The sequence below is a fragment of the Paraburkholderia mimosarum LMG 23256 = NBRC 106338 genome (assembly GCF_000739815.1).
Taxonomy (GTDB): domain Bacteria; phylum Pseudomonadota; class Gammaproteobacteria; order Burkholderiales; family Burkholderiaceae; genus Paraburkholderia; species Paraburkholderia mimosarum.
In genome coordinates, this window is the sequence record NZ_BBJJ01000023.1 from 62,122 (window position 1) to 86,835 (window position 24,714).

Here is a 24,714-nt window from a genome sequence, read left to right on the forward strand (position 1 = left end):
CGCGCGCACCCTTCAGGCGACGATCATCTCGACCAGCATTGTGCCTTGCCCCGTCAGCGCAGCCGCAAGCGTTTGGCGCAATCGCCCCGCGTCGCTCACGCGCACGCCGGGGCAACCCATGCCCGCGGCAATTCCCACGAAATCGAGCCCCGGCAGGTCGGTGCCCTGCACCGGGTCGGTCGGCCCGAAGCCGAACACCGGCGCGAAATCCTGGAGTGCCGCGTAGCGCGTGTTGTTCAGGATAACGAAGGTAATCGGCAGCTGGAGCTGCACCGCGCTCCAGATCGCCTGGATCGAGTACATGGCAGAACCGTCGCCGATCAGCGCGATCACGCGCTCGCCCGGCTTCGCGAGCGCCACGCCCACGGCGGCCGGCATGCCATAGCCAAGGCCCCCGCTGTCCATCGTGAGGAACGTGCCCGGGCGCTCGAACGGCAGATACGCCTGCATCACCGGGCGCGCGCTGGGCGCTTCTTCCACCACGGTCGTGCCCGCTTCTCGCACTCCAGCGAGCGTTTGTAGCGCGTAGGCGACCGACATGCGCTCGCCCGGCTCGGCGGGCGGCACGGCGCGAGGCGGCACGGCGCGCCGGGCGGGCATCGCGCGCTCCAGGGCGGGCGCGGGCCGCGCCAGCAGATCCTGCACGCCGAGCCGAACGTTGCCCACGGCGGCCATGCCCTCGGGCGTCCACGCAGCGGTGCCGGGATCGTCGATCAGCTGGCAAAGCGCGGCGCCCGGCGGCACGTGCGGACCATGGCCTTCCACGTGATAGGTGAAGGCGGGCGCACCGATCGCGAACACAAGATCGTGTCCGCCCAGCAGCTCGACGATACGTTCGCGCATGGCCGGCAGAAAGCCCGCGAACAGCGGATGCTTTTCCGGAAAGCTGCAACGGCCCGTCATGGGCGCGACGAACACGCGCGCGCGATGGCGCTCCGCGAGGCGCACCACTTCCTCAGCCGCGCCCGCGCGATCCACGGCGCCGCCCACCACGAAGGCAGGCCGCGCGCACGCATCGAGCGCCGCGCCGATGTTCGCCAGCATCGCGGGCTCGGGGCGCGTGGTATGTGCGAGCGCGCGCTCGGGAACGCGCTCGGCCGGCTGATCCCAGTCGTCCACGGGGATCGACACGAACACCGGGCCGCGCGGCTCCTGCATGGCGATCGCATAGGCGCGCGCGATGGCGAGCGGCACGTCCTGCGCGCGCGCCGGCTCGATGCTCCACTTCACATAGGGCTTGGGCAGCTCGGTGGCCTGGGTGGCGGCGAGAAACGGGTCGAACGGCAGGATCGAGCGCGCCTGCTGGCCCGCCGTGACGACAAGCGGCGTACGGTTGCGAAACGCCGTGAAAATGTTGCCCATCGCGTTGCCCACGCCGGCCGCCGAGTGCAGGTTTACGAGCGCCGCGTTGCCCGTGGCCTGCGCGTGGCCGTCGGCCATGCCGACCACGACCGCCTCCTGCAGGCCGAGCACGTAGCGGAAATCGGCGGGGAAGTCGCGGAACATGGGCAGTTCGGTCGAGCCGGGGTTCGCGAAGATCGAGGTCATGCCCACGCGGCGCGCGAAGTCGATGACCGCGTGGCGCACGGTCCAGGCGTTGCCGGGCGCGGTGGAATCTTGAACATGCTGCTGAGGCGCGCTGCCAGTCATCCAAGGCCTCCTTTCGAAAAAGCGCGTCATTCAATGGAGAGCCATTATCGCGACGCTACGGGTAACCGCAAATTGCGCATTTCGCCTAAAGGCATTACCTTTGGGCATGACTTACAACCTCCAGCAACTCCAGGCATTCGCCACCATCGTCTCCGCCGGCAGTCTGGGGCGCGCGGCGGAAACGTTGCACGTGACCCAGCCCGCGCTTTCGCGCGCGGTCCGCCGCCTCGAGGAGCAGGTAGGTGCGCCGCTCTTCGAGCGGCACTCGCGCGGCATGCACCTCACAGCGGTGGGCGAGGCGCTCTTGCCACACGCCATCCTGCTGCAGCGCGAAGCCGAACAGGCGCGCGAGGAAATCGACGCCATGCGCGGCCTCGCGCGCGGCACGATTCGCGTGGGCGCCGTGGGCAGCATCGCGAGCCTCGTGCTGCCGCTTGCGGTGAGCGGTGTGCTGCGCCGCTGGCCGGGGCTACGCGTCGAAATACTCGAAGGCGTCTGGGACCGGCTCGCCGACGCGCTCGTCAAGCGTGAGATCGACCTCGCGCTCAGCATGGCCGTGCCGGATACCGACGAAATCGCGGCCATCGGCGATTGCCGCTGGGAAGATTGCAGCTACGTGGTCGCGGCACACGATCATCCGTTGCGCGCGAAGCCCGATCTCACGCTCGCGGACACGTTGAACGAGCAATGGGCGATTCCGCCGCGCGGCACTGCGCCGTTCGAGCACATGGAGCAGGCGTTCGCCGGGCAAGGGCTGGGTCTGCCGAACGTGGTGGTGCAAACGCGCTCGATTACGGCCCTCAAGAGCCTCGTCGCGCGTTCAGGATTCCTGAGCTGGATGGCATCGACGATGTACGTCACCGAAAGCAAGGCGGGCGTGTTCGACACGCTCGAGATGCCCGGCGTGGAGGGCCGGCGCACGCTCACGGCGTTTCGTCGGCGGCACGGCATTCTGCCGAGCCCGGCGGTGAAGCTGCTGGAGCAGTTGCGCACGTTGACGGCGGTGCCGCAGTAGCCGGACCTTTTACCTCGCGCGGCAGCGTCACTCGTCGCGGAGCAGCCGCTCCGCGTTCGCGATCACCACGAACGTGCCCATGTTGTGCCGCACCGCGCTCGCCCATCGCGATGCTCGTCGAGCCCGCAGCCCAACACGGCTTCACACTCGCGTCGGCGCAAGCACACTGCCGCGCAGTTCGCGCGCGTTTGCGGGCCGTGCGCTTTGCTCCGCATCGGTTTGGGTTTCAACCAGGTGCCTGAGCGCCGCCGCATCAATAAGCTGCTTGATATGAGAGCGTGTCGCAAGGCACGCGCTCGTCCGCGCGCCGCGCACGCCATCCGAACGATGCGCGCACAACTTTCCCAACAAGCTTTCAAAATGTAATGAGGATCGGGATGTCCATCGAAAAATCGGCGGAAATTGCCGCCCGCTTCGACCGGCTGCCGCCGTCGCGCACTGTCTGGAAAATGGTGATACTGCTTTCGCTCGGCGGCGTATTCGAGTTTTACGATCTCTTCTTCACGGGCTATGTCGCGCCTGGCATGGTGCATTCGGGCCTCTTCACGCCGGAGTCGCTCGGTTTCTTTTCGGCGCTCGGGCCGCTCAAGGTGGCGGGCTTCGGCACCTTCGTGTTCTCGACCTTCGCCGGGCTGTGGGTTGGCGCGCTCGCCTTCGGCCAGGTAGCCGACCGCTTCGGGCGGCGCATGATCTTCACGTGGTCACTCATCTGGTACATCGTCTGCACGGCTATCATGGCGTTCCAGACGAGCGGCCAGGCGCTCAACATCTGGCGCTTCATTGCGGGCATCGGCATCGGCATCGAACTCGTGACCATCGACACCTACATCTCCGAACTGATCCCGAGCGGCGAGCGCGGCCGCGCATACGCCGTCAACCAGTTCATCACGTTCAGCGTGGTGCCGGTGGTCGCGTTTCTCGCCTTTATCCTCAAGGACACGCATCCCATCGGTCTCGACTACTGGCGCGTGGTGATCCTGATCGGTTCCGTGGGCGCAGTGGCGGTGTGGTTCCTGCGCCGTAGCATTCCGGAAAGCCCGCGCTGGCTCGCGCGCAACGGCCGTGTGGAAGAAGCCGAACGGATCGTGTCGGACATCGAGCGCCGTGTCGTGGCTGAAACGGGCACCGCGTTGCCGCCGCTGGGGGCGATCTCGCTCGAAAAGGCCGGGCGCGGCTCGCTCGGCGAAGTGCTGCGTGCGCCTTATCTGCGGCGCACGGTGATTCTGTCGATCTTCAACATGGCGCAGGTGATCGGCTTTTACGGCTTTGCGGCATGGGTGCCGACGCTGCTGATCGCGCGTGGCGTGCACATCACGCAGAGTCTCGCGTACGCGTTCGTGATCGCCATCGCCAATCCGTTCGGGCCGTTGCTCGGCGTGTGGTTCGCGGACAAATTCGAGCGCAAGACACAGATCGTCGGCGGCCTGCTCATCATGGCCGTGGTCATCGCGCTATTCGCTCAGGCCACGCAGCCGTGGGTTCTGATCGTGCTCGGCGTGTTCTTCACGCTCGCTTCGAACGTGATGTCGTATGCCTACCACGGCTATCAGGCCGAGCTCTACCCGACGCGCATCCGGGCGCGCGCCGTGGGCTTCGTGTATTCGTGGAGCCGGATTGCCGCCGCGTTCGCGGGGCTCGCCATCGGCATCCTGCTGCATCGTTACGGTGTGCCTGGCGTTGCGGTGTTTATCGGGGCTTCGATGCTGGTGGGTATCGTGATGATTCTGCTCGGGCCTGTCACACGCGGGCTCTCGCTCGAAGTCATCAGCCATTGACCTGCGTGCGCGGCGCCGCCCCACGATCTGCGGGTCAGAACAGCACGTGTGACTTGATGATCATTTGGGCCGCCGCGGCCAGCACGCACACGAGCACGACGATACGAAATGCAAGCGGATGCAGATTGTCGCGCAATGGACGGATCAACAGCATGCCCGCGATGGCGGGCAGGCTCGCCAGGGCCGAAATCGCGAGGTCGGCGAGATTGGCATGCGCGCCGTGGCTGAACGTCGTAATGAGCGTGATGACGGAGACGACGAGAATGATCGCGATCTGCTTTGTAAAGGCGCGGCCCGTCGCGCCCGATGCGATCAGGTACATGGCGAGCAGCGGCCCCGGCACCGCGGCGATGCTCTCCATGAGCGCCGCCCCGAAGCCCAGCGCGAAACCCACGGGCTTCACGAGCGCGGGCGAGAGCGTGAGGCGCGGTGAGACGAGCAGCAGCGCGGCCGCCACGATCAATGCCACGCCCGAGGCCGCCTGGGCATGATGCGGCTCCAGCGAGATCAGCACCGATACCCCGACCACGTTGCCGATCACCGTGCCAATCAGCGGCGCCGCGATATTGCGCAAGGTCGGCAACATTTCGCCTCCCTCGAGCGCCTGCGGGATATTGCCGAGAATGATCGGCATGGAAAGCAGGAGCACCGCTTCCTTGACAGGCAAAAAATGCGTGACGATGGGCATGGCCACGAGCGGCACGCCAATGCCGGTCACGCCTTTTACCATTCCGCCGAGCACGAGCGCGAGCGCGATGCCGACCCACTGAAACACGTCGAGCGATTGCAGATGGGGCGCGAGTAAGCCCGAGGAAAAAGAAAGGCCGGACATCGATCTGGATATTGGGAAGGTGGGCGCGCGTCTTTTGGCGCCGCTCATGTGAAAGTGGCCGCGGACGTCGAAACGACGGCGCGGCCACTCGTTAGCAAGCGATTCTCGCCTTGGCGACTATTCCGCTGCTTATTCAGGCAGCCGTCGCAACCTGCGCGGACGTCGCAGCGGACTTTCGGCCACCCGACTTACGCGCCGCTTTTTTTGCGGGCGCGGCCTTGGCACGCTTGCCAGCGTTCTTGCTCACCGCCGTCGAACTCGCGCGCGTTTTCCGTGCGGCCTTCGCAGCGACCTTGCGGCCGGCCGGTTTTGCGGCCGCGCCGTTTGCCGCGCTGCCGTCGATCAGGAATTTCGAACGATCTTTCACGTCGCGAATCCACAGCGGCGCGCGGCCGCGGCCCGTCCACGTTGCGCCCGTTTTCGGATCGGCGTATTTCGCCGCAACCGCACGCTTCGTGGCCGTCTTGGCGCTCGCGCCCGGCTTACGGCCACGCCTCTTGCCAACGAAGCTCTCGATGTCGGCCAGGCTCAGGCCATGCTTGGCCATCAGATCGCGAATCTTCGCGAGACCGACCGACGTTTGCTTTTGCACGATCGATTCGGCCTGTTTTTGCAGCTTCGCGATCTTCGATTGAATTGCATCCAGGGTGACCATTCACACCTCCTTATTCACGGTTTTTACGGACACCCTTCATCCAACATCGCCAGATCGAAATGCGATCCTGCTTGCCCGGGGCGTCGCGAAAGGCAACGTGATTATGAAGTCAAATGACGCATGCTGGCAATTTCAAACGACTGATTCGCACTAAAAAACACATTTCCTGATCAGAACATTGATTCTCAGGCAAACAAAGCCCCCGCAAATTCTCACTTCGCGAGATACTCGCTGGACGACGTTCGCTGCTACGCCGCAACGCTGGCGCGCTGCAATTCGACAACATTGACGCCCGCGCCAAACACCTCGCGAATCAAAGGTAAAAGATGGTCGTGGTGCGTGAGAAACAACACCTGCGTTTTTTGAGAAAGATTCTGTAACGCTTCGAACCCAGCCCTTGCACGCGCATCGTCGAAATTGATGAAGAGATCGTCGGCGACAAACGGAAGCGCCGCCTTGTTCGCCAGCTGCAATTCGAGCGCCGCGATGCGCAGCGCGAGAAAAAGCTGGTCGCGCGTGCCTTCGCTCATTCCGCTCACCTCCACGGCCTTGCCGTTGCCGCGGCGCCCATGCAATGCAGGCGGATTGCGTTCGGTATCGACCACGAGCCGCGCGAAATCGCCAAGCGTGAGTCCGCTGAATATTTCTCCTGCGCGGCGCAGCATCGGCCCTTGCTTCTGGTCGCGATATCGATCCGTTGCCCACTTGAGCAGACGGCACGCGGTCGCGGCTTCGAGATATTGCTCCGCGGCTTCGCCCATTGCGCTCAGGGCTTCCTGGCGCTTGGCCTCCGCCAGCGCGGCATTGGCGCGGCCGTTGATCGCTTCGAAAGCCTGCGCGGCCTTCACCTGCTGCTGCAGGCACTCGGCCAGCGAGCGGTCGACCGCTTCGAGCTGCTGCTTCACTGCCGCGAGCAGCGCGGGCACGTCGGTCATGGGCTGCTGCGCGATTTCGGCCGTAATCGCTTCCTGCGAAAGGCCGTCGCCTTCGCGCACGATCATGTCTTGCGCGGCGGAAATTGCGTCCGACAACGCGCGGCGCTCATCCGAGCGCTGGGCAAGCGGTAGTGCCGCGTCGATTTCGCTGACCCCCGCGAGGCTCAGGATGGGCTCGATGCGCGCCTGCGCGCCTGCTACTGCCGCAACGGCGTCGGCCACGCGTGTGCGCGCGACCTGTACCTCCGCGTCGGCCTCGGCGAGCGCTTTCGCCGTCTCGCGCGCTTTCGCGAGTCTCGTGGCCAGTTGGCGAGCCACTTCGATGCCGTCATTCGAAGCGGGTTGCTCCGGTGTAAGCAACCCGGCGAGGCGCCGCGCGTCGGATTCGAGCGTCTTTAGTTGCGCGCGAATTGCGCGAATGCGATTGCGCGGTGCTTCGGCATCCGAAAAGGCGACCGCAATGGCATTTGCGAGTTCGACTGCGCCTTCGGCTGCCGCGAGTGTCGCCGCCCGGGCGCCGAGATTCGCTTGTGCGAGCGCCTCGCGCCATTGCGTCTGCCACTTTTCGTAGGCGTCCTGCTCGATCGCCAGCCGGGATTGCGCGGATTCGTTCGCACGTTCGACCTCGCGCAACTGCGCTTCCAGACTTTCGCGCTGCACGGCGCTCTTTTGCGCCGACTGAACGAAGGCTTCGGCCGCGCCGATCAAAGTCGCCAGTGCGTCGCCTTCGTTCGCCAACGCAACGGGCAGCGCTTCGAGCAACGTCCGGTGCGCGGCCACGCGTGCGGCACGGCGCGTTTCCAGTTCGCTTGCGCGGCGCTCGCGTTCGCTGTGCGCGGCAAGCGCCGTTTCGCGATTCGCGAGCCACGCGCCCATATCGGCAAGCCGCATGCCAGGCAGTTGCGCGGCGTTCGCGCTCTGCGTCCAGGCCGCGTGAAAGTTGTCGAGATCGCGCTCGCGCTCATTCAAGGCCGCGAGCTTGCGCTGCAAGTTCGCACGCGATGCTTCGAGTTGCTGGCGCAGATTGAGTAACGTAGCCGCCGCCTGCGAGGTTCCGAGTTGCGCGTCGACCAGTTCGTCGGCAAGCCGGATGGCATCGTCCACGATGGGCGCACCGTCGGCGAGACTCACGCGTGCCTGCCTGACCTCGTCCCACGCGCTGTCGCGGCGCGTGCGCGCCGCCTGCACTTCCGCGGTCGTCACGATTCTGTTGCCCTGCGTGAAATGCTTTTCCTGCAATTCGAGGCGCGCGACTTCCTCCCGCGCCGCCGCCACCGTTTCCCGCGCGGCGGCCAACGCGCTCGCGTGCTCGCTTTCTTCCTTTTGAAGCGCGGCGAGGCGCGTGGCCGAAGGCAGGTCCAGCGCGCGCAGCACCGGCACAGGCTTGCGCCATTGCCCGAGCAGCGCGAGCTTTTCCTCGAGTGCACGTTGCGCCTGCGCGACTTCGTGCTCGAGCGTGTTTTCGTGCGCCGCGCTATTGCGGAACTCGCGCGCCGTGTCGAGCGCCGCCTGCAGCGCGAACGGCACGTCGATGCAAGGCAGGCTCGCCAGCAGGTCCTGTACCTGAGCACGCTTGCGCGCCTGTTCGTCGCGCGCCTCGCGTGCCGTTGCGAGCGCCTGGTCGCGCAGCGCGTGTTCGCGCAGCAGGTTCGTCACCGTCTTGAGCGCGAGCGCACCCGGCAATGCAGCGCGCAAGGCAGTTTCTTCGGCAGGCCAGCCCAGTTGAGCGGCGGCTGCGAACGCGACGTCGAGATGGCTCTGGATCTCCGTTTCGCACACCAGAAGCTCGCGCGGATAGTTGATGCATTCGCCGCGAAGCGCGTCGAGCGCATCGATTTCCGCAGCCAGCGCGAGTGCCGCGCGATCGGGCTCGATCGCGCGGCGTGAGGCTTCCTTGCCTGCGAGATCGGCCTGGCGCGCTTCCAGTACCTTGCGCTCGGCGGCGATGTCGGCTTGCGCCTTCAACAGCTCGGCATACGCCGTGGGCGGCAGATCGACGACTTCGCCCAACGCAGCCAGTGCGTTCCGCTTGAGCGAAAGCTCTTCCATATAGGGCGCGAGGCGGCGCACCCGCTCGAGCTTCGAGCGCTGCGATTCGAGACTGCGCTGTTCGGCGCGCAAACGCTCGATCGCCTTTTCGGCCGTTTCGAGCGCCTCCTTTTTCTCGACCCAGTCGCGTGTGCGTACCTGCGCGGCTTTCAGTTCGCCCGTCGCTTCGGTAAACGCCGTTTCGGCCTGCGCATAGGCACTGCTGCTGCGTCGCGGCGCCCAGAGTTCCAAAGAGCGATTTTCCAGTTCCTCGCGCACGGGCCCGAGGCTCCCCACGCCAGCGGCGGATTCGAACAGCACCTGGCCGAGCTTGTCCGATGCGTCGAGAATGCTGCGGCCGCCCTCGATGAGCCGCGCATGATCGAGACCGAACATCTGTTCGAAGAATTCCTTGCTTGCGCCATCGAGAAATGCCGCGAGAAAGTCATCGGGCAATTTGTCGTCCTGCGGCGTGCGCAGCGAATTGCGCCCGCGTGCGCGATGAAACCGTTGCTCGGCCGCGCCGTTTTCCAGCACGCCACCAAGCCGAAGCTCGGGCGTGCCATGCAGAAAATCAAGCGGGGTTTGCAGGCGCATGCCGAACAGCAACTCCGACACGGCCGTGCGCACCGTGGACTTGCCCGCCTCGTTCGGTCCCACGATGACATGGAAATCGTGCACCGCATGCGGAAAGCTCAAGATCGTTTCGGTGAACTTCCCATATTTGATCAATTCGAGTTGCTTGAGACGCACTGGTCATTCTCCCGTGGAAAGGCGCGCAAGCAGCGCAGGTCCGACCTGCTCCACCAGCGCCGCGAGTTTGCCGTCGCGTGCGAGTTCCAGCAGCGGCGCGTCTTCTTTCACCTCGCTGCGTACCTTGCCGACGAAGGCGCGCAAATCGCGTTCGAGCATCGCGAGAAAATCGGGGTCTTGCGTAGCGGCCTCGAGAATCTGCTTGAGATCAGCGAGCGCTTCGAACTGCTCGTTCTGCGCGGCTGCCATGTCCGCAGCGCGGGTTTCGAGCTTGACCTTTTCCAGCCATAGTCTGTCGTTGCCGATGATGCCGATCTGGTTGAGCACCTCGGCGCGCAATTGCGTGGCGCGTCCGAAAAAGAGCCCGTGCGCCGGCGACTTGCCGGTCACCGTCACGCGCACCGCGCGCGGCACGTGCGGGTCGGTGGACAGCAGCGCTTCGAGCGACGCGCCGATTTTGCGCGAGAGATCAGCAACGCTCAGGCAGTCGCTTGCGTCGACGTGCACCGATTCCCAGCGCAGCACGTCGAGATAGAGACGTTCGACATGCGTACGGCCTGCCTCCACCGTCACGAGCACCGCGCCGCGGCGGCCAGTCTCGCGTATGTGCCGGCCCTGCAGATTGCCCGGAAACACGATCGTCGATTGCTCGGACCACTGCTGGAATTCGTGCACGTGACCAAGCGCCCAGTAGTCGTAGCCCTTCGCATGCAATTCGGAACGCGTGCATGGCGCGTAGCTCGCGTGCGCCGCATAGCCTTCGAGCGCGGTATGCAGCACGCCGATGTTGTAGTAGCCGGAAAGCGGCGAAGGATAGCGCACGGCGAGGTTGTCGACCACGGCCTTGTCCTTGAAGCTCTGGCCGTGCAGCGCCACCTTCAATTCGTCCAGCACATGCGTTTCCGGTTTGCGATGGCTGAACACCACGACGTTGTCGGGTAACGTGAGCTTTTTTGTCATTTCGCTTTCCGCGTCGTGGTTGCCCCACAGCGCGAATACGCGAATGCCCGCCTTGCGCAGGCGGCCCATTTGCTGACCGAAAAAGATGCCGGTGTTGTGGTCCTTCCAGTCGCCATCGTAGAGATCGCCGGCGATCACGACGAAGGCGACTTCTTCGTCGATCGCGCGATCGACGAGCAGGCGCAACGCCTCGCGCGTGGCGTTGCGCAAATGGCCGGCCGGTGCGTCGGGGTAGGCGCTTAGCCCATGCAGGGGGCTGTCGAGGTGTATGTCTGCCGCGTGGATGAACTTCACGACGTGTCCTCTCTGGTGATTCCGGGCGCAGTATGGTGAAAGGGCGATTCCCGCCCATCGGTGCGGGCCAATTCTAATCGACGCGATCGGTGAGCTTCGGCGACGCGCGCTGCTTTGACACGGCGGCTGGCCGCGAAGTAGAATTATTTCATCGACCGTTGAATATGTGTAACCAGCGTGTAACCAGCGCGGCGCATTGTCCGCAAGCCACACGGATCAGATGGACAAGCTCGGCAGCCTGAAAATGTTTGTGAGGGTCGCTCAGGCGGGAGGATTCGCCAAAGCCGCGGCGCGCGCGTCGCTGAGCACCGCCGCCGTGTCGCGCGCCATCATGGAACTGGAGTCGAGCCTGCAGACGCGGCTCTTTAACCGCACCACGCGGCAGATCTCGCTGACCGACGCGGGTCGCCGTTATCTCTCGCATTGCGAGCGCATTCTCAACCAGCTCGAACTGGCCGACGCCGAAGCCACGGGCGCGAGCGCGCAACCCACAGGCAGGCTGCGCATTCACGCCACGTCGAGTTTCGGCCAGCACTACCTCACGCCTTTGCTCGCGCAATACACGGCGCAGTTCGAAGACGTCCCGGTCGATCTCGTGCTCTCGCAGCGCACGCCCGATCTGCTCGAGGAGAAGTTCGACGTCGCGATCGCCGTCGCGCAGACCCTGAAAGACTCCTCGCTCGTTTCGCAACGCGTGGGACTCGCGCGCCCGGTGCTGTGCGCGTCGCCCAGCTACCTGATGCGGCACGGCACGCCACGCACGCTCGCGGACCTCGAACATCACATCTGCCTGCAACTGAATCTGCCGGACATGCCGGCGACACAGAGCTGTTCGAGGATGCCGGAAGCGAATCGTTGCGCACGCCCAAGCCGGCGCCGCTCACGGTGAACATGCCCGAAGCGCTCGCCCAGGCTGTGCAGGCGGGCATGGGTCTGGCCATGCTGCCAGTGCCCACCGCGTTGCAGGGCATTCGCGAAGGCAGCCTGACTCACGTGCTGCCCGGCGTACGCGCCGTGCCGCACAACATCTACGCGCTTTACGCGTCGCGCCAGTATCTCGATGCGAAGATCAAGACGCTGGTCGAATTCCTGCGAGACACTGTGCCGCAAAAGATCGCCGGGCACGAAGAGGCGCTCGAGGCTGCGCAAGCGCGGCACGTCCGCGCGATGGGCTATTTGGCGTGAACCGCGCATTGCGCTCGATTGACCCTCCTTCCAGATAGATACCGTCGAGACGCATGAAGAGCGCGGCCACCTCGCACACGACCCCAGCGAAGAAACGAGCGCGCGGACGCCCCGCGCATGGCAGCTCCGTCGGGCCGGACGCGCTATTGCGCAACGCGCGCAGCATGTTCGCGAAGCGTGGCTACGACGCTACGAGCGTGCGTGAGATCGCGCGCGAATCCGGCGTCGATGCGGCGTTGCTCGCGCATCACTTTGGCTCCAAGGAAGCGCTCTGGGCCGCGGTGGTCGAACAGATCGCCGAACACGCCGTGCCCATGATCGCGGCGACGGCGGCATTACGCGAGTCGCCGTTGGGGGCGCGCGAGCGCGTGGAGCGCGCGCTCGAAATCTACATCGACAAAGTTTTCGACGAACCGGACATCGGCCTTTTCTTTGCGACGGCCGCCACTGAGGAAGGTATGCGCTTCGGGCTGCTCGTCGAGCGCCTGGTGCGCCCCTATCATCGCGTGCTGGTTCCTTTGCTCGCCGATGCCGGAAAGTGCGGGACACTCAAAGTGGTCGATGCAAACGTGCTGTTCTTTATGCTGATGAACGGCATTAGTAAAACGGTTGCCTACGGGCATCTCCTGTAGGTGTTCTCTGCGTTGCCGAAACAGCAGGCGAAGTACAAGCGCGTCGTGCTGCAAACGGCTTTGAATATGCTCGGGTGAACCAGGCCGCCGCGTCTTCCGAAGATATCGATTGAACTACAAAATACGTATGAAAATATACGAACGATCGAGGTTGTGCGGGTTTTTGCCTGCCGGCGATAGTTTCTCCGGCATTTGGGGGTCGGAGAGTCGGTAGTGTCGTGAAACAACTACGAGAATTTGGTTGGTTTCTGGCTCGTAGGGCTTGCACGATAAGGCTTGGGGCCGTTTTGGTCTTTTTAGAAAAATGTTCCACGGCTAGCGCGGCCCTATTGCGGATGTCGGTGCTCATCATCGGCGCCATATTTTCCACTCCCCTGTTTTCCCAGCCCTTCGGACGCGGGGGTCGCGGCATGCGTACGTTCAGGTCCGTCTTGTTCCTGGGTTCCCGCGTGACAGTATTCGCCAGTGCCGTTCGTCAGAGAGGGTCCGGCGCCTCACCGGCATGGCCATATGCCTTGTCCGGTCGAAAGTGCGCTCACATTGGCATTCAATCTGTTAGTTGCATTGCTTTTGTCAAGCGATTCCCCGAGCTTACCCTGCGCCTCTTGCAGTTCGCCATCGCCACTGCGGTTTCCCGCCGGTGAGCTTGGGGTCTGCCCTGCCCTGGCAATGAGACAATTCAGGAGCTGCTACTTCCGGCCCCTGCGGAAAAATCGCGTACGTTACGCTCACGGAGCGATGAGCGCGTAGACAAACTCATCGACCCCATACACGCCTCACGCCGCGACTAATATCAAGCCAACGTTCGCGAGTCGGCGTAGGAATTGCGGCCGGCTGAGTTACCGGTTCCCTCTGGACGGCAACGAATGCAGAGGGGACGACGCATGCGATCTCCTGGGACCAGCATTCGTGAATCCTTGGCTCGAAGAAGGGGTGAAGCGTTGAGCCTGCGGCACCAGCCTTTTCGCCTGCTGCTGGAGGTCCGCCAGTGGACAGCGATCGGGCGTCGTTGCCGGGTTCGCTGTCCACAAACCATGAAACTTTGCGTTGCACAGATGTGTGTCGACTCTACACACATCGCCGAACCATTCGATCGCACAGACCGGTGGATTGCCGTGAGTCGCGGCATCGTTCCGTATGGGCGGTGCAGGTGCAACTAGCGCGAGGTCCCCACACAGGCCGAGAGTTGATAGCTTCAACGTGACACACTGCAGGCAGCGACTAACGCGCAGTTCAGGGTTGCCCTTGTGCATCCCTTTCCTGTCGACTAGCCTCCTCACGCACGTTAGTCGACCCTTGCGCGCGAAGCCCTTGTGCATCGGCAGTTCAGCGCGACGCCCTACGCGCTGGGTGCGCCAACGGGAGTCGTCTCCGTCCGGTGAGAACGCGGTCGACCTATCGTGTGTCGACTCGACACACTTGCCCGGACGTCTATGTCTTCGAGGTCCGTCATCAGATAGGGAAGAAGCATCGGCTAAGGGGAAACGCCGGCAGGTGCTCACCGTAAGCGGTTTGGGACAGGAAAGCGTTCAGCCGACCGTTTTTTCAACTCGAAGGAGTCGGATGTCACACGCGTCATGCGAGTCGGGGCATTCCGATCATAGTGTGTCGACTCGACACACCAGCCGGTGGCCCATGAGCAACAGACGTATTGGCTGGCTCGGGATATGTCGATGTCGATCTCAAGACGCGAACTCGATCCGCTGGACGATAACAACGTGCCGCAGCCCCCGGTACGGTGTGTCAACTCGACACACGCACAGCCAAAAAAAAGCCCGCCGAAGCGGGCTCCCCATTCAACCGACAACCCCACTGGGGTTCAGCCGGGCTTCACATTGAACAGCTGACTGATCAGTTCCCGAATCTGCGTTTCCTGCGCGTCGGACAGCACGCCGGTCTTCAGCTTCACCGTAAAGCTGTTGGCATCCTTGGTAATGCTCCCGGCGTGGCTCTTCCCCGAAAAAATCTTCTCGATGCTGCGCTCTGAGACGCGTTCGGTCGAACCGCCCCGGCTCGCTTGTGCCCCGATCGCCGCGGCCAGCTTCCCTTGGTCCAGTGTCCGAGCGACAACGGCCGGCCACAACTCACGTGCTGCCGCCAGACCCGCCGACCCGTATTTTTTGATCGCCGAAACGACCTCGTCCGCTGCCGAGCCGCCGAGCAATCGCGGATTCAAATCGAGATCCTTTCGCATGAAATCCGGGAGGTTCTCGAACGCCAGAAAGCGGTACAGGCCTTTGCGCGACATACCGAGCGCCTCGGCCATGCGCTTGCGAGTGGGGAACTCCCGCTCGGCCCGTCGCAGCGACTGTCCGATCTCGTAATCGGTGAGGTCTTCGCGACCGACGTTTTCCACGAGCGCCAACACCGCCATGTCCTGGTCCGAACACTCGATAACGGAGGCACGAATCTCCTGCGCCTGAATCAGCGCGTGCGCGCGCAGACGTCGCTCGCCCGCGATCAGCTGATAGCCGTTTTCCGCCCGGCGAACGACCACCGGCTCGACGAGCCCGACTTCGCGTATCGATTCCGCGAGCGATGCGAGGCCCTCGTCGCTGAAAATCTTGCGCGGTTGCCACGGATTCGGCTGAATCGCGCTCACCGGCAACATGAGCTTGTCGCTCGTACTCTCGAGTTCCTGAATGCGTTGCTGAGCAACGGCCAATGCGCCGAGCATTCCGGGTCCGGTCTTGAACGCGCTGCTGCGGCGCGGCTCGGCCGGTGCGACGGCAGCCGGGCGTTCGGGGGCCGGCCGCTCCGAAGAAGAGCCGAGTTCAGCGGTCTTCGCCGCCATCTTGTCGCGGAATGAACTCACTTGCCCGCCCTCCATTGTTCTACGTAAAGATCATCGATCCACCGCACGTAATCCGAGAGCGGCTGACGCACGCGTGCAACCGTCTTGTCGGCGAGATCGCCTTTGCTGATATCGAACACCGTCGCCATTGCCAACGCGCCGTTGCTCATTGCCGAACTCGCCGGCACTTCGAGCGCATTCACCCAGTCCTTGTAAGTCCGCTGTACCCACGAACGCACGACTGGCGCCGACGACGTCTTACCGTAGTCCACTTTGGAAAGCAGCACAGAAACGAAGTCGTAGGTCTTTTCGTCGCCGCGCTCCATGATGGTATGCGCGAGGTCGGAAAAGAGACTCCAGAACGAAACCGAGCTGATGAAATCCAGGCTTTCCGGGACGAGGGGCATGACCATTGCATCCGCGGCCATGAGCGCGTTGATCGTCAGATATGACAGCGACGGTGCCGTGTCCAGAATGATGTAGTCATATTGCTTGCGCAGCGACTCCACCCCTTGGCGCAACAGGTCCCAGAACTTGAACCCCGGGTTCTTGATCACGGTGCCAGGAATGTGGAATTCCGCGGAGAAGAGCGTAGGGTGCGCGGGAATGACGTCGAGGCCGTCCCAGTAGGTTTCCTGCACGAAATTCGTCAGGCCGCCTTCCATGTGCGGGTCATAGATGAACGGCAGGACCGTGCTGTCCTCCGTCACTTCCTTTTCGGCATAGAGACCGCAGAGTTCCGTCAGCGACGCCTGAGGATCCAGATCGATGAGCAGCACCTTGCGCCCACGCAAGGTCAGGCCTTGGGCGAGACACATGGTCGTGGTCGTTTTCGTCGACCCGCCCTTGAAGTTCGCGACGAGAAGCACCTTGCCGTCTGCATCGCGCACGCCGGTATGGAGCGGCGTCTGGTAGATATCCGAAACCTGCTGGACCCAGGTTCGCGCTTCTGCCAGGGTGAAGACCCGGCTGCGCCCCGAGCCTTGCGCCACACCTTGTGGGAGACCCTCCCGGGTGGCTAGCAAGTTGTTCAGTTTGATGCGATCTATGCCGCAGAGCTCTGCGACCTGCGCGGACGTAAAGGTGGGCGCCGCCTTTCGCGGCCGCGGTGCGAGCATCATCTCCCTGAGCTCCTCAGACAGACGGCCGGCCTCTTCGGCGAACTCGGTGATCGCGGAAAGATCCACGCGTCGATCGATCGACGGTAACTCGATAGTCTTTGCCATTAATACGCTTTTTATCAGAATTTGGATAAAGCGTAGAATACAGCAAAAGTGTATGAAAACACACTAATTGAGAGCGATATGAAACAAATACCCTCTCAAAAGGCCTTGGAAGGTCCCGTAGGCCGCTGGGCAGGCCAGCAGGGCCAGCGGCGTTAGCACCGGCATTGCGACCATGATCCATCGTGCGCCCGGCTTGCGTGCTTTTTGAGCGTACGCCTGTTCGAAGGGCCTTCCATCAAACCTGTCACAGGTCGCGTTTTTTGTGCAGATCCGGCTGCGGCGTCGCCCAGGTTATTGAGGGGGTCACCTGCGCAAGCGAGGGTCACGGTTTTTGTGCGGTTTTCACGGCGCGGTTCTTCAAAAGGATCAGTCGCCCGCGAACAGTAACGGTTTTTGTGCTCCTGGTCTTTTACCGGCACCCCGTCGCTTCAGAAGTGCACAAAAACCGTTACCACCTGCCCGCGCGGAAGGCCGGCGTGATGCGCTCGCGCACCCACAATGCACAAAAACCGTTACCTTCGCGTCCTCTGGTGCAGCAGCAGTAGCCGGTTTCGCTTGTTCCGGGGAATCGGAACCGCGACGTCACGCGCCTGCACAACTCCAGCACAATTTCCGTTACCTCGATAAACGAGGCGCCCAGGGGGCTTGTGGCGATCCGCGCGCACAAAAACCGTTACCCCGGGCCTCCCGTAGCACGCGCACAAAAACCGTTGCCTTGCCGAGCGGCCGATATTTCACAAAAACCGTTACCCTGCAAAGTGCTGATTGAAAAGAGCGCCCTCGGCATTCCTCTCCAGCGGCTTTCGACCTGTCACGCGTCTTTGCGTGCCACCCGAAGCCGGTGCGCACATAAACCACTACCTTCGCCCTCACAGCTGCACAGAGATCGTTACCTGTTTGAGCGCTCCGTCTGGTAGACAACGCCGTCGGTTCGGCAGGCCGCCTCGTTGCAAGCCTGTAGCCATAGGGGTTCCGGGAAATAAGCGCCCCTCTTTTCGGCCACAGAGCCGAAACGCCTCGCGCCAAATCGAGCCCTGAGCCGTTCTTTCTGCCGCGGAGTTTGTTTGTTTACTTAAACATAAACAACTCACCAACCAACTAACGTACAGCGCCAAACTCTTTGCGCTCAGCTACTTAGCCCGGAAAAGCACCGTTCTATGTGCTCGAAGCAGCGGTTTATGTGCTCGCACGTCCCGTTTTGTGTGCGGGGGTGTGGAGATATTTGTGCAGCAAGGTACGTTTGTTGTGCGCACGCTGGTTTAGGCGCCTGTTTGAGGTAACGTTTATTGTGTTGACTTGTGTTTAGGGAATGATAGAGTGCCCGCCAATGTCGACGGGAGAGCGGGCGTATGTCGGAGGAGAGCGGGCGCAGGACAACTACACAGCAGATGTCGCTGGGACTCTTCGAGGAGATGTCCGGCCAGCCGATCAATGAGAGTACGCGTGAGATCGGCTTTCAGCGCAACAATGTGTTCGTCGCCATCAATGGGCTTGGGCTGTCGTCGCGCCGATTCATCGACGCTGCCTATTTCATTGCTGCCCAGGAGCCCGCGCCGCGCGATATCTACGACGTCGACCTCAACTACTTCAAGTGGCTCATGCGCTATGAGAGCCGCAACGTGCGTCATTTGCAGAGCGTCATCAAGGAAGCCCAGCGCGTGTTGATCGAGGTGACCGACACGCCGCCCGACCGCGCACCCAGCGAAGACGACCAGTGGATTTCCGAGCAGCTGATGGGTAGCGTGAAGATCGGCAAGGGGCGCATCCAGTTCCGCATTCCGCCGCTCATGCTGCGCCACATCACCGGTCCCGACAAACATCACTGGCTCAACCTGTGCATCACGGCGTCCTTTTCGCAGACCTACGCGCGGGCGATCTACGACTACGTGCTGCCCTTCGTGGCGGCCGGGCTGACCGACTGGATCGAACTCGACGTCATGCGGCGCTGGCCGGGCAAACTCGGCACGAGCGCGTCGGAGTTCAAGCATTTCCGGCCCAAGTACCTCGATCCGGCGGTCCGCCAGATCAACGAGCTTTCCGATATCGACCTCAGCTACGAGACCCGGGCCGACTCGGAAACCTCACGCAAGATCAACAAGATCCGCTTCCGGATGAAGCGCAAGGACACGGTTGCGGCGCTCCTGAGCCGGCAGCCCGATGCGCACGACCTGCTGCTCACGCTCAAGGAGGAGTTCGGCCTCTCGAACAAGCAGTTCGACGTGATCGCGGAGCACCGCATGAGCTGGACCGACGAGCGCATCCAGCAGGCCATCGAGTACACGCGTTTCCGGCTTAATCAGGGCAAGGTGACCAAGAGCCCGGCGGGGTATCTGATGAAGGCGCTCAGCCACAACTGGCAGGTCTCGGAGGCCGAGCGCAAGATGGTGGCGATCCAGAGCGAGCAGGCCGTCGCGGCGACGGCGAAGGAGATCGCGAGAACCGAGGCGACCACGGCCGTGAAGCAGAGCATCGCGGCCCGCGACGAAGAGGCGAGGTCGCAGCGCAACGAGGAGGTCAGGCAAGGCCGGGACCACTTCGAATCGGCCGACGACAAGACCCGCAAGGAGCTGGTGCGGCTCTACATCGCCTCGCAGGCCGGCAAGCTCATGCTGCGCCGCCTGAAGCTCGAGGCGGGCGCGCTCTCCGATGCCAACATCCTCAACCATTCCGATTTGTCGTGGTATTTCGGACAATTCGTCTACGGGAAGATGAAGCAGCTTGCCACCGGGTGAGTGTGTTCAATACACCTCGCGCCTGATCTGGCGGCAGGCGTGTTATGCGCAGGCCGGGCACGCGCTGCCTCCAGCGATCACCCGGCGGGAAACACCCGATGGATCAAGGGCTTGAGGTAGTCGTCCCAAGCGTTCTCCACAAGCTTGCCAACAGAATCTGTGGGTAACCCGGACCACCATTGCATCCCCGCGTATCCATGAAAAAAGGGAAGGCACAGAGCCTTCCCTTTGTTCGCGGAGCGACGACGCCTTACTTCTTGTCGTCGTTCAGTTGCGGCAGCGTATAAGCCGCGCCAGGCGCAAGCAGGCCCACCTGGGAGTAGACGCGCAGCTTATCGCGCGTGTCGGCGATATCGAGGTTGCGCATCGTGAGCTGGCCGATGCGGTCACGCGGCGAGAAGGTCGAAGCGACCTTCTCCATCGACAGACGCTCCGGCTGGTACGTGAGGTTGTCCGACTTCGTGCTGAGGATCGAGTAGTCGTTGCCGCGGCGCAGCTCCACCTTCACTTCGCCCGTCACGGCGCGCGCGACCCAGTGCTGGGCCGTCTCGCGCAGCATGATCGCCTGCGGGTCGAACCAGCGGCCCTGGTACAGCAGGCGGCCGAGGCGGCGGCCGTTTTCGCGGTACTGCTCGATGGTGTCTTCGTTGTGAATGCCCGTGACGAGGCGCTCATACGCGATGTAGAGCAGAGCCAGACCCGGGGCTTCGTAAATGCCGCGGCTCTTCGCCTCGATGATACGGTTCTCGATCTGGTCGCTCATGCCCAGACCGTGACGGCCGCCAATGCGGTTCGCTTCGAGCAGCAGTTCGACGGCATTCGGGAAAGTCTGGCCGTTCAGCGCGACCGGCTGGCCTTCCTCGAAGCGGATCGTGACTTCTTCCCTGTCGATCTTGACGTCGTCGCGCCAGAACGCCACGCCCATGATCGGGTTCACGATCTTGATGCCGCTTTCCAGGCTTTCCAGGTCCTTCGCTTCGTGCGTCGCGCCGAGCAGGTTCGAATCGGTCGAGTAGGCCTTCTCGGCCGACATCTTGTATGCGAAACCCGACTGGCGCATGAATTCCGACATTTCCGCGCGGCCGCCGAGTTCGTCGATGAACTGCTGGTCCAGCCACGGCTTGTAGATCTTCAGTTCAGGGTTGACGAGCAGCCCATAGCGGTAGAAGCGCTCGATGTCGTTGCCCTTGTAGGTCGAGCCGTCGCCCCAGATGTTGACGCCGTCTTCCTTCATCGCGGCCACGAGCATCGTGCCCGTCACGGCGCGGCCGATCGGGGTGGTGTTGAAGTACGTGACGCCGGCCGTCGAGATGTGGAACGCGCCGCATTGCAGGGCGGCAATGCCTTCCGCCACGAGTTGCGCGCGGCAGTCGATCAGGCGCGCGCCCGCGGCGCCGTATTCGGTCGCGCGGCGCGGGATCGAATCGTAGTCGTCTTCGTCGGGCTGGCCGAGGTTCGCGGTGTAGGCGTAGGGCACGGCGCCCTTCAGCTTCATCCAGTGCAGCGCGGCGCTGGTGTCGAGGCCGCCGGAGAACGCGATACCGACCTTTTGGCCGGTCGGAAGGCTTTCAAGAATTGTGCTCATGATGAGAAAGGACCCGGTAGAACGAGAATGCGGAGGGAATTCGGTCGAATCGTCAAGTATCTTGTATCCCCGGCCATTCGGCAAGCCTGGCGGCTTTCGCCGCGATTTCTACGCAAATAAAAGGGCCACGGCCGCTAGCCCCGATTTGGGGCGGCGGCTTCGGCACAGCCTCTCCCGGGCAGCCTCGATCGCGCACAGAACGCACTCAACGATGGGAGCGCTTGCGCCTCGTCCGACGTTCGCGCTACGGCATCCGCGTTCTCGACGCATCGACGCCATGGTCGATGCCCCTCGGCGCGACCGGTTCCTCGCGGGGCCGGCGCGTGGCTTTCCAGATCATCAGCAAGTGGTAGTAGAGCCGCGGGCTCAAGCCGAACCGGTAAGCATAGAGATTGCCGAGCGCGAGTTGCAGCCCGGCGCGCGCCTCGCGATTGCGCGCGAGCAGGGACACCACGATCGGCACCAGCCGGCGCCTGGCGAGCCTGCGCGCCGGTTCGAGGTCGGGCGGCAGCGCGAGGCCCTCGAGAAACTGCCATGCCGAAATCGACGAGGCATTGATGCTGCGCCGCGTTGCCTGGGAGACCGAAGCATCTGTCATGCGGTAGCACGAGACGTATTCGTTCACGTAGCACACGCGCTTTGCCGCGAGACAAAGCCGCGTGCCGAACACGTAATCGCAGCAGGTGCCGTAGCGGTCGTCGTAGCCGATGCGCTTGACGAGCGCCGCGTTGGCGAGCCAGCCGTTGTTGGGGAACATCTGCACGATGCCCGCGCGACCCGGTGGATCTTGCAGCCCCGCAGCACTCGGCGTGCGGTGATAGGCGCGGTTCATGCGCTCGCTCGCCGCGTGCATGATGCGCCCGTCATGATCGGTTTCGTATTGATCGCCGAACGCGACTTCCAGATCCGGGTGGCGGGACCACTGCGCAAGCAGTGTCTCGATGCAGTGGACGAGCAGGTAATCGTCGTCGTGGATCAGCAGGATCTTGTCTCCACTCGCGCGCTCGAAGAGGCTGGCCACATTGGGCGCCTGTCCGAGTGCGGGCACGTTGCGCCGGTAGGCGATGCGCGGGTCGTCGCCATAACGGGAGGTGACCAGTTGCGCCGTTCGATCGTCGTGCGAATCGTCGCCGATCACGATCTCGATGTTCGTGTGCGTTTGCATCAGGCACGATTCGATGCAGCGAACGAGCAACTCGGGCCGGTTGCACGTCGGCAAACAAATGGAGACTTTCGTTGTTGTCGTCATGAGCGAGCCCCGGTCTTGAGTAGGCGAAGAAGTCGGCGCAAGCAGGTTCACGCTGGCGACTTCATCCGTTGGCCACCGACGGTAAATGAAAAAAACCCGAAAGAAATCGAAAATAAATCGCAAGGAACGCGGCTTGCGCACGGCAGCCCGCAACGCCCGCCCTGTCGGGCATCGCGCAAAAACGCCCGGTTTTCCTCTGAGGAATCGGAAAGAAAATCCGGCGGCGGCCCGTCTCAGCCGGGTGAGCGGTGGCGAGCGTGTCGGCGCGGAGTTCGTGTCGCGACGCGCCGCGAGGGTTGGGCCATCAGCAAGCATTCATTTTGGATCACTGATTAATAACGCACAGATCAGAGAAGAGCAAAGCATCCAGCCATATAGATGCAACTAACGGCCCAACCCGCCCGCCCCATGCCCGCGCCGCGACGCGGCGGCACCCACTCGTGTACGCTCGGGACAGCGAGGGACGAGGACTTCAACATCGTTCCCGCAGCGCTGCTCGAATCGAGCGACGAAAACGGTGCAATCAAGGATGGCCTGCCGCCGTGCTGCTGCCTGTCGCGAACAGGCTGCCGAGGTACGCCTTCGTTTTCCCGACCTGAAAAGCTCACGATGACCTCCGATCTCACTACCGCCCATGCCTCGAAGTTCGCCTCGCTCGCGCTCGCTCATCTCACGCGCGAATATCCGAACAAGCTCACGCACTCGCTTGCAGGGCCGCAGGACGTGCAAGGTCCGCGCGCGTTGCATCCGGTCTTTTATGGCAGCTACGACTGGCATTCGTGCGTGCACGGCTACTGGCTCGTACTGCATCTGCTGCAGCGTTTTCCCGGCCTGCCCGAGGCGCCGCAGATCGTCGCCGTGGTCGACGAGCATTTCACCGCGGACAAGATGGCCGGCGAAATGGCCTACCTCACGCTGGCGCACAACCGCGGTTTCGAGCGGCCTTATGGTTGGGCATGGCTCCTCGCGCTCGCGGCGCAGGTAGAAGCGCTCGAGTTGCCGCAAGCCGAGCCGTGGAAGTCGGCGCTCGCGCCGCTCGCGCAGTGGTTCGTCGAGCGTTTCGAGGAATTCCTGCCGAAGGCGACCTATCCGCTGCGCGTGGGCACGCACTTCAATACGGCCTTCGCGCTGACGCTCGCGCATGACTTCGCGAAAGCCACCTCGCGAGCGTCGCTGGCCACGCTGATCGAAGCGACTGCCATGCGCTGGCACGCGAACGACGCGGCCTGCCAGGCGTGGGAGCCCGGCGGCGACGAGTTTCTTTCACCCGCGCTCAGCGTGGCGTTGCTGATGAGCCGCGTGCTGCCCGCGCCGGATTTCGAGCCGTGGTTCACGCGCTTCTTGCCCAACCTTGCGGCGCGTGAGCCCGCCACGCTCTTCACGCCCGCCACCGTCACGGACCGCAGCGACGGCAAGATCGCCCACCTCGACGGGCTCAATCTGAGTCGCGCGTGGTGTCAGCGCTCGCTTGCGCGCGCGCTGACAGCGGACGATGCGCGCGTTGCCGTGCTCAACGCCGCTGCGCAAACGCATCTCGCCAGCGCACTCGAGCACGTGGCCGGGGACTATATGGGCGAACACTGGCTTGCGACCTTCGCGACGCTTGCGCTGGAAGCGTAGACGATGCGTGAGATCGGGTGGCGCCAACGGCGTCCCGACTGAAGATTTGCACGCGGGCGGTCGATATCCAGGCATGGGCCCGCGCCGCAGTCGCAATCCGCGTTGCATACGCCGGCGGGGGACATCGAATCCACCAGGTCCGGAAGGTATGCAAGTAGAGAAATTCATGACGAACCGTATCGTCACGATCGGTTTCGACGATACGCTCGCGACGGTTCGCGAAATCTTCGCGAAGGCGAGCTTTCACCATCTCCTCGTGGTCGAAGAGGGCAAGCTGCAAGGCGTCGTGTCCGATCGCGATCTGCTGCGCGCAATTAGCCCGTTCATCGACAGCGTGGTCGAATCCGCGCGCGATCTGGGCACGCTCAACAAGCGCGTGCATCAAATCATGAGCCGCAAGCCGCTCACGCTGCGGCCCGAGTCGAGCCTATCCGAAGCCGTGGCCCTCTTTCTGTCCAACAAGATTTCGTGCATCCCCATCGTGGATGCCGAATTCCGCCCGGTGGGCATCGTGAGCTGGCGCGACGTGCTGCGCTATCTCGTGCCGATGGACGAGAGCGCCGAAGTCGACCCCGTTGCGGCGCAGCCGAAGGCGTGATGCCGCGTGATGCCGAATGGGGCCTGCGCGTCCCACATATTGACGTGCATTGCGCAGCGTTGCTAACGGCCGTGCTTCTTCGCCGCGAACCATAAAGTTCGCAACGTCTCCTGCCGTTGTTATGTACTGGGCGCTTAATCAGCCTGGTCACTTGGGCTGCACTGGGCAAGCGCGCCGGTACAACCACGAACGCAGC

The 24,714-nt window shown here is 63.3% G+C and carries 16 protein-coding genes and 1 pseudogene; 8 read left to right on the forward strand and 9 right to left on the reverse strand.

What is annotated here, in order from left to right:
- Window positions 1–12: 12 nt before the first annotated feature.
- Entirely contained in the window at window positions 13–1,650 is a 1,638-nt protein-coding gene (gene mdlC / locus BMI01S_RS18435) for a benzoylformate decarboxylase (protein ID WP_028231149.1), read from the reverse strand.
- A gap of 106 nt (window positions 1,651–1,756) precedes the next feature.
- On the opposite strand from mdlC, the gene BMI01S_RS18440 reads away from it, so the two are divergent.
- On the forward strand, window positions 1,757–2,665 hold the full coding sequence (locus BMI01S_RS18440) for a LysR family transcriptional regulator (RefSeq protein WP_028231150.1): 909 nt from the start codon (window positions 1,757–1,759) through the stop codon (window positions 2,663–2,665).
- Between the two features lie 449 nt (window positions 2,666–3,114).
- A complete protein-coding gene (locus BMI01S_RS18450) occupies window positions 3,115–4,440 on the forward strand; it encodes an MFS transporter (RefSeq protein ID WP_208460975.1) in 1,326 nt (441 codons plus the stop codon).
- 34 nt (window positions 4,441–4,474) lie between these two features.
- Here the strand turns inward: BMI01S_RS18450 and BMI01S_RS18455 are convergent, their stop codons facing one another.
- The 4 genes from BMI01S_RS18455 to BMI01S_RS18470 form a co-directional block, all read right to left on the reverse strand.
- The gene (locus BMI01S_RS18455) at window positions 4,475–5,272 is read right to left on the reverse strand and encodes a sulfite exporter TauE/SafE family protein (RefSeq protein WP_028231152.1); all 798 of its coding nucleotides are present in this window, start codon (window positions 5,270–5,272) and stop codon (window positions 4,475–4,477) included.
- Between the two features lie 133 nt (window positions 5,273–5,405).
- The gene (locus tag BMI01S_RS18460) at window positions 5,406–5,927 is read right to left on the reverse strand and encodes an H-NS histone family protein (RefSeq protein ID WP_051381428.1); all 522 of its coding nucleotides are present in this window, start codon (window positions 5,925–5,927) and stop codon (window positions 5,406–5,408) included.
- A gap of 248 nt (window positions 5,928–6,175) precedes the next feature.
- On the reverse strand, window positions 6,176–9,643 hold the full coding sequence (locus tag BMI01S_RS18465; RefSeq protein WP_028231153.1) for an ATP-binding protein: 3,468 nt from the start codon (window positions 9,641–9,643) through the stop codon (window positions 6,176–6,178).
- Between the two features lie 3 nt (window positions 9,644–9,646).
- Window positions 9,647–10,897: a metallophosphoesterase family protein gene (locus BMI01S_RS18470; RefSeq protein ID WP_028212299.1), complete on the reverse strand. Its 1,251-nt coding sequence runs from the start codon at window positions 10,895–10,897 to the stop codon at window positions 9,647–9,649.
- Between the two features lie 196 nt (window positions 10,898–11,093).
- Between BMI01S_RS18470 and BMI01S_RS18475 the strand changes: the two genes are divergently transcribed.
- From BMI01S_RS18475 to BMI01S_RS18480, 3 genes and pseudogenes are all read left to right on the forward strand, one after another.
- Window positions 11,094–11,786: a LysR family transcriptional regulator gene (locus BMI01S_RS18475; protein WP_255217811.1), complete on the forward strand. Its 693-nt coding sequence runs from the start codon at window positions 11,094–11,096 to the stop codon at window positions 11,784–11,786.
- Window positions 11,753–12,082 (forward strand): LysR substrate-binding domain-containing protein, encoded by a 330-nt coding sequence (locus BMI01S_RS43065; protein WP_255217812.1) that lies wholly within the window; start codon window positions 11,753–11,755, stop codon window positions 12,080–12,082. The genes BMI01S_RS18475 and BMI01S_RS43065 overlap by 34 nt, the downstream gene beginning before the upstream one ends.
- Before the next feature lie 53 nt (window positions 12,083–12,135).
- Window positions 12,136–12,792, forward strand: a pseudogene (locus BMI01S_RS18480) (TetR/AcrR family transcriptional regulator).
- A 1,741-nt stretch (window positions 12,793–14,533) separates the two neighbouring features.
- On the opposite strand, the gene BMI01S_RS18485 reads toward BMI01S_RS18480, so the two are convergent.
- Together BMI01S_RS18485 and BMI01S_RS18490 are read right to left on the reverse strand one after the other, a co-directional pair.
- Complete coding sequence (locus BMI01S_RS18485) at window positions 14,534–15,529, reverse strand: ParB/RepB/Spo0J family partition protein (RefSeq protein ID WP_028231154.1); 996 nt, start codon at window positions 15,527–15,529, stop codon at window positions 14,534–14,536.
- Complete coding sequence (locus BMI01S_RS18490) at window positions 15,526–16,734, reverse strand: AAA family ATPase (protein ID WP_028212302.1); 1,209 nt, start codon at window positions 16,732–16,734, stop codon at window positions 15,526–15,528. Before BMI01S_RS18490 ends, BMI01S_RS18485 begins: the two co-directional genes overlap by 4 nt.
- 1,349 nt (window positions 16,735–18,083) lie before the next feature.
- On the opposite strand from BMI01S_RS18490, the gene BMI01S_RS18495 reads away from it, so the two are divergent.
- Entirely contained in the window at window positions 18,084–19,466 is a 1,383-nt protein-coding gene (locus tag BMI01S_RS18495; protein WP_028231155.1) for a replication initiation protein, read from the forward strand.
- Window positions 19,467–19,716: 250 nt separating this feature from the next.
- On the opposite strand, the gene argG is transcribed toward BMI01S_RS18495, so the two are convergent.
- Window positions 19,717–21,051 (reverse strand): argininosuccinate synthase, encoded by a 1,335-nt coding sequence (argG, locus tag BMI01S_RS18500; protein WP_028231156.1) that lies wholly within the window; start codon window positions 21,049–21,051, stop codon window positions 19,717–19,719.
- A 244-nt stretch (window positions 21,052–21,295) separates the two neighbouring features.
- A complete protein-coding gene (locus BMI01S_RS18505) occupies window positions 21,296–22,300 on the reverse strand; it encodes a glycosyltransferase family 2 protein (RefSeq protein WP_154671266.1) in 1,005 nt (334 codons plus the stop codon).
- Window positions 22,301–22,909: 609 nt separating this feature from the next.
- On the opposite strand from BMI01S_RS18505, the gene BMI01S_RS18510 reads away from it, so the two are divergent.
- Both BMI01S_RS18510 and BMI01S_RS18515 read left to right on the forward strand, forming a co-directional pair.
- Window positions 22,910–23,920 carry a DUF2891 domain-containing protein gene (locus BMI01S_RS18510; RefSeq protein ID WP_028212305.1) on the forward strand — a complete coding sequence of 337 codons (1,011 nt, stop codon included), beginning with the start codon at window positions 22,910–22,912 and terminating at the stop codon, window positions 23,918–23,920.
- Between the two features lie 148 nt (window positions 23,921–24,068).
- Complete coding sequence (locus tag BMI01S_RS18515; protein WP_028212306.1) at window positions 24,069–24,518, forward strand: CBS domain-containing protein; 450 nt, start codon at window positions 24,069–24,071, stop codon at window positions 24,516–24,518.
- Window positions 24,519–24,714: the final 196 nt, after the last annotated feature.

Bases quoted from the DNA above. Each gene is read 5' to 3' on its own strand.
- BMI01S_RS18460 (WP_051381428.1), bottom strand. From the start codon at position 5,927: ATGGTCACCCTGGATGCAATTCAATCGAAGATCGCGAAGCTGCAAAAA.
- mdlC (WP_028231149.1), bottom strand. From the start codon at position 1,650: ATGACTGGCAGCGCGCCTCAGCAGCATGTTCAAGATTCCACCGCGCCC.
- BMI01S_RS18455 (WP_028231152.1), bottom strand. From the start codon at position 5,272: ATGTCCGGCCTTTCTTTTTCCTCGGGCTTACTCGCGCCCCATCTGCAA.
- argG (WP_028231156.1), bottom strand. From the start codon at position 21,051: ATGAGCACAATTCTTGAAAGCCTTCCGACCGGCCAAAAGGTCGGTATC.
- BMI01S_RS18450 (WP_208460975.1), top strand. From the start codon at position 3,115: ATGGTGATACTGCTTTCGCTCGGCGGCGTATTCGAGTTTTACGATCTC.
- BMI01S_RS18440 (WP_028231150.1), top strand. From the start codon at position 1,757: ATGACTTACAACCTCCAGCAACTCCAGGCATTCGCCACCATCGTCTCC.
- BMI01S_RS18510 (WP_028212305.1), top strand. From the start codon at position 22,910: ATGACCTCCGATCTCACTACCGCCCATGCCTCGAAGTTCGCCTCGCTC.
- BMI01S_RS18495 (WP_028231155.1), top strand. From the start codon at position 18,084: ATGTCGGAGGAGAGCGGGCGCAGGACAACTACACAGCAGATGTCGCTG.
- BMI01S_RS18490 (WP_028212302.1), bottom strand. From the start codon at position 16,734: ATGGCAAAGACTATCGAGTTACCGTCGATCGATCGACGCGTGGATCTT.
- BMI01S_RS18505 (WP_154671266.1), bottom strand. From the start codon at position 22,300: ATGACGACAACAACGAAAGTCTCCATTTGTTTGCCGACGTGCAACCGG.
- BMI01S_RS18515 (WP_028212306.1), top strand. From the start codon at position 24,069: ATGCAAGTAGAGAAATTCATGACGAACCGTATCGTCACGATCGGTTTC.